Below are 4,106 nucleotides of genomic sequence, written 5' to 3' on the forward strand. Positions count from 1 at the left end.
CCCCTAACCCCTCCCCACAAGGGGGAGGGAGACTTCCGTTGTCGCTGACCTCGGCAAATTGCCTACCTTTCGGCGCCAAAGGGGAAGTAAAAGCGCGCGGCAGCGTTCCCTCCCCCTTGTGGGGAGGGTTAGGGTGGGGGTCCATCTTCGCAAGAATCCAAATGCGATTGCCCTGCCCTCAAGGGGGGAGATGTCCGGCAGGACAGAGGGGTGCGCGGAGGAACGCGACGCGTGTGGTCGTCGGTTTCACGCACTGATCTTTGTCAAAGTATCTCGGTCCTCCCGCAACGCAAACCACGCCTACCAGAGAATCCCCATGTCCAGCCGTTACGCCACCATCATCACCGACGATGACGGCCGCGAGGTCGTCAGCGCCATTGGCGAATTCGAGGGCGCCGCACCGCACTTACGCGCAGGCCATCTCGAGCAGGTCGCGCCCGGCGTGCTGATCGGCATGGTGCGGGGCGGGCCCGTCGATACGGCCGGTGGCTTTGGCTTTCCCTTGGCGGGCATCAGCGACGGTGCTGTGAGCATCGCCAGAGCGGCGCTCAAAGCCCTGACGGGCGCCGGCGCGGCGAAGCCCGACGCCGCAAGCCGGCCGCGGAAGCCAAAGGCAAAGCGCGCCGGCAAGCGGGCGAAGTCCCGCAAGCGACCCACGCCGGCAGTCAAGAAAACGGCGAAGCCCGAGATCGCGGCGCTCGCCGAGGCTGCGGGGTAGGGCATGACCGAGGGTACTTTCGATGACGAACCGCCTGATGTGACCGACCCCAGGCCCTCCGGCCGGCCGAAGCGGGCGAAGAAGACGCTGGCCGATGGTTTTCTGGAAGCGATCCGCGCCGATTTCCGGGCGCATGGCGCCGGCGTCATCGCCGAGGTGCGTGCGGAAAAACCCGACCAGTATCTGAAGATCGTGCTGTCGGTGCTGCCCAAGGATCTCGGCGCCAACATCAACACCCTGGATGGATTGAGCGATGACGAAATCAGGCAGCGCATCCGCGGCCTCGAAGCCGTCCTCCGGCCGTTTCTCGCCAAGCCGGGCCTCCCAAAGCCAGGTCTCGACCGCAAAGACCGAGTATCTGAGCCTGCTCAGGGAACTGGACCGAAGACGCCGCACTAACCAGCTTGCCGCTTACCGGCCCTATGCAAGGCAGGCCGAGTTCCATGCGGCGGGCGCGACCAACCGCGAGCGGCTGTTCATGGCCGGCAACCAGCTCGGCAAGACAAGGGCCGGCGGCGCCGAATGGGCGATGCACCTCACCGGCCGTTATCCCGAGTGGTGGCAAGGCAAGGTTTTCGACACGCCCGTGCGGCTGTGGGCGGCCGGCGTCACCGCCGAGGGCACGCGGGACAATCCGCAACGCGTCCTGATCGGCCCGCCGCAGCAACCGGCGGCATGGGGCACCGGAATGATCCCGGCCGGCGCCATTCTCAGCACCATCATGGGGCGCGGCGCGCCGCATGGGCTGGACAGCGTCGTGGTCCGTCATGGCGGCGGCGGAGATGTGCAGGCCGATGAATCGGTGCTGTCGTTCAAGAGTTTTGAAAAGGGCCGCGAGAAGTGGCAGGGCGAAACGCTGCACGGCGTCTGGTTCGACGAGGAACCGCCGATCGACATCTATTCGGAAGGCCTGACCCGCACCAACGCGACGGGCGGCATCACCATCGTCACCTTCACGCCGCTGCTCGGCATGTCGGAGGTGGTGCTGCTGTTTTTGTCGGCGGAGGAAGTGGAGGGAATGGGGCGGTGAGGGGCCTGCCTTCCTTCTCCCCTTGTGGGAGAAGGTGGCCGAGCGAAGCTCGGTCCGATGAGGGGTGTTCCAGCTTGGCACTGGCGGCACTCCGTCCAGCACCCCTCATCCGTCTCGGCGCTGCGCGCCGATCCACCTTCTCCCACAAGGGGAGAAGGGGGCGCGCATCGCCGGCTGTGCTTTCACTCGTGCGGAAGTTCTATTCGAAACAATAGCCTACAGCCACTTCCTGAATAGACATGGGAAGAACAATGACCCGCCACGTCACCTTCATGACCATCGACGATGCCGGGCACTACACGCCCGCGCAGCGCGCCGCGATCGTCGCCGCCTATCCCGTGCATGAGCGCGAAGCCAGGGCGAAAGGCATTCCGGTGCTGGGCTCTGGCCGCATCTTTCCGATTGCCGAGGAGCACATTTCCTGCGAGCCGTTCCGGCTGCCGCGCTATTGGCCACGCCTCGGCGCGCTGGATTTCGGCTGGGACCATCCGTCAGCCGCGGTCGAACTCGCCTGGGATACGGAGGCCGATGTCGTCTATGTCGCAAAAGCCTGCCGGGCGTCGCAGCAGACGCCTGCCATGCAGGCGCTGACGCTCAAACCCTGGGGCGAATGGTTGCCCTGGGCGTGGCCGCGCGACGGCCGCCGCGAGACGCTGGAGGGCGCCGGCGTGGCGCTGGCCCGGCAATATGGCGCACATGGGCTGAACATGCTGACCCGCCATGCGCAATTCCCGGATGGCTCGGTTTCGGTCGAGGCCGGGCTGATGGAGATGCTGGATCGTATGCAATCCGGCCGCTTCAAGGTTTTTTCGACACTTCTGCCCTGGTTCGAGGAATTCCGGCTCTATCACCGTAGGGATGGCCAGGTGGTGAAGCTGCGCGACGATTTGATGGCGGCGACACGCTACGGCGTGATGATGCTGAGGGAAGCGATGGTCGACCCGGCTGAGTTCAAAAGCGCGAGGCGGCAGGTGGGGCAGAGTGATCCGCTGGGGGCTTTCAGGTGAGCGAATTTGCTCAGCGCCCGGATAGAGATGGAGCGGCAACACTATGGCTGTGGGAAGAGCAAACCGTATAAGATCTTCGTTCGGCTGATCACTGTTTCAGCGTGGTGTCGGATGTCATGTGCCTTCACAGGTTTCAATTGATTCTGTGATCCGCGAGGAACGCGAGCGTTAACAACGAAAATCCCGCCGCCACCAAGTGAAACGTCCGCAACCCACGAATTGTGTACCCAACTGTTTCGGGTCGACGCCAGCCCGCTTATGGCGTCGATGGCTTTGATTATCGCCGGTTTGTCGTATGTCGACGCTTCCCAATCTGGGATCATCGCAAGAATAAACTTGACCCGCGATTCGAAGGTAGGGATTCGATAAAATCCACTGTTAGCCTGATTGATATCGAGGCTCCCAACTATGGCCATAGCGTGGACTAGCGTCGCCTCAGCGCCGCTCCAAGCTACTATCATGTTGCCTAGCGCCAAGGCGATATCGTCATGACCGCCTAAGTGATCGATTGTCATGACAAAGCTCATGATTGCGAAACCTGTACGCTACGATGAGAAGTTCATATCTCGCGCCTATTTAATGCACATCCATTTCTTCCGGTAGCAATATCGTGACCCTCCGTATCATCCCCGCCACTCTGCGCGACCTCTCCTACATCGCCGCCAACCTGCGCCCCGAAGACCGGGCCGAGATCGACTGCCAGTTCGACCAGTGGTCGCCGGCGCTGCTGGCGCTGACGGCGCTGCAGGGTTTTGCCTATGTCGCCGAGCTCGACGGCAACCCGGAGTCTGGCTTTGGCGCTGCCGAGCAGCGTGGCGGGCTGTGGATCGCCTGGAGTTGGGGCACGCGCCGCATGAGGCGCTGCGTGCCGGGGATTACGCGGTTCTTTCACGGGGTGCTGGGTCCTCAGGTTGCGGCGCGCGGCGCCTGGCGGGTCGAGGCGCGGGCGCTGGCCGCCAATGAATTGGCGCTGCGCTGGCTTGGCCGGCTTGGCGCGACTGAACGCTGCCGTCTGCCGGGCTACGGCCGGAACGGCGAAACCTTCATCCTCTTCGACTGGACAAGAGAAAGCTGGAACCATGTGCCTGTTTCAAAAACCACCCGCCTTGAAGCCACTGCCACCGACACCGACCATTGCCGATAAGGACGTGCAGGCGCGCGAGGCAGCCCTTCGGGCTGAGCTCGAGCAGCGCCAGGGCACGCTGAGCACGATCAAGACCGATCTGTCGCCCAGCGATCTGACCGGCCAGCGCCGCGTGCTACTGGGGGTATGAGATGGGCGCGATGAAACGGGTGTTCAGGAACCGGGGTGGTTGGCCCTGGTGGTATTGGCGGCGGCTGGCGCGGCTGG

General features: G+C 63.7%; 6 protein-coding genes and 1 pseudogene. 6 read left to right on the forward strand and 1 reads right to left on the reverse strand.

Translation table 11 applies throughout. From position 1 onward, the window contains the following. Positions 1–316: 316 nt before the first annotated feature. From E5W87_RS31860 to E5W87_RS31875, 4 genes and pseudogenes are all read left to right on the forward strand, one after another. Positions 317–718 carry a hypothetical protein gene (locus E5W87_RS31860; protein WP_292406842.1) on the forward strand — a complete coding sequence of 134 codons (402 nt, stop codon included), beginning with the start codon at positions 317–319 and terminating at the stop codon, positions 716–718. A gap of 3 nt (positions 719–721) precedes the next feature. After that, complete coding sequence (locus E5W87_RS31865; RefSeq protein ID WP_292406845.1) at positions 722–1,117, forward strand: hypothetical protein; 396 nt, start codon at positions 722–724, stop codon at positions 1,115–1,117. Next, positions 1,077–1,715 (forward strand): annotated as a pseudogene (locus E5W87_RS31870) (terminase family protein); the annotation flags it as partial. The gene E5W87_RS31865 and the pseudogene E5W87_RS31870, both read left to right, overlap by 41 nt. Before the next feature lie 284 nt (positions 1,716–1,999). Further along, entirely contained in the window at positions 2,000–2,755 is a 756-nt protein-coding gene (locus E5W87_RS31875) for a terminase family protein (RefSeq protein WP_292406848.1), read from the forward strand. Between the two features lie 41 nt (positions 2,756–2,796). Here E5W87_RS31875 and E5W87_RS31880 read toward each other — a convergent pair whose 3' ends face one another. Next, the gene (locus E5W87_RS31880; RefSeq protein WP_292406850.1) at positions 2,797–3,270 is read right to left on the reverse strand and encodes a hypothetical protein; all 474 of its coding nucleotides are present in this window, start codon (positions 3,268–3,270) and stop codon (positions 2,797–2,799) included. 95 nt (positions 3,271–3,365) lie between these two features. On the opposite strand from E5W87_RS31880, the gene E5W87_RS31885 reads away from it, so the two are divergent. Next, the gene (locus E5W87_RS31885) at positions 3,366–3,899 is read left to right on the forward strand and encodes a hypothetical protein (RefSeq protein WP_292406853.1); all 534 of its coding nucleotides are present in this window, start codon (positions 3,366–3,368) and stop codon (positions 3,897–3,899) included. Next, positions 3,862–4,029 carry a hypothetical protein gene (locus E5W87_RS31890; protein ID WP_292406856.1) on the forward strand — a complete coding sequence of 56 codons (168 nt, stop codon included), beginning with the start codon at positions 3,862–3,864 and terminating at the stop codon, positions 4,027–4,029. Before E5W87_RS31885 ends, E5W87_RS31890 begins: the two co-directional genes overlap by 38 nt. Positions 4,030–4,106 lie beyond the last annotated feature (77 nt).

This window comes from Mesorhizobium sp., assembly GCF_004962925.1.
Lineage (GTDB): Bacteria > Pseudomonadota > Alphaproteobacteria > Rhizobiales > Rhizobiaceae > Mesorhizobium.

Excerpts from the sequence above, each read along its gene's own strand:
- E5W87_RS31860 (WP_292406842.1), top strand. The coding sequence starts at position 317 with ATGTCCAGCCGTTACGCCACCATCATCACCGACGATGACGGCCGCGAG.
- E5W87_RS31880 (WP_292406850.1), bottom strand. The coding sequence starts at position 3,270 with ATGACAATCGATCACTTAGGCGGTCATGACGATATCGCCTTGGCGCTA.
- E5W87_RS31875 (WP_292406848.1), top strand. The coding sequence starts at position 2,000 with ATGACCCGCCACGTCACCTTCATGACCATCGACGATGCCGGGCACTAC.
- E5W87_RS31865 (WP_292406845.1), top strand. The coding sequence starts at position 722 with ATGACCGAGGGTACTTTCGATGACGAACCGCCTGATGTGACCGACCCC.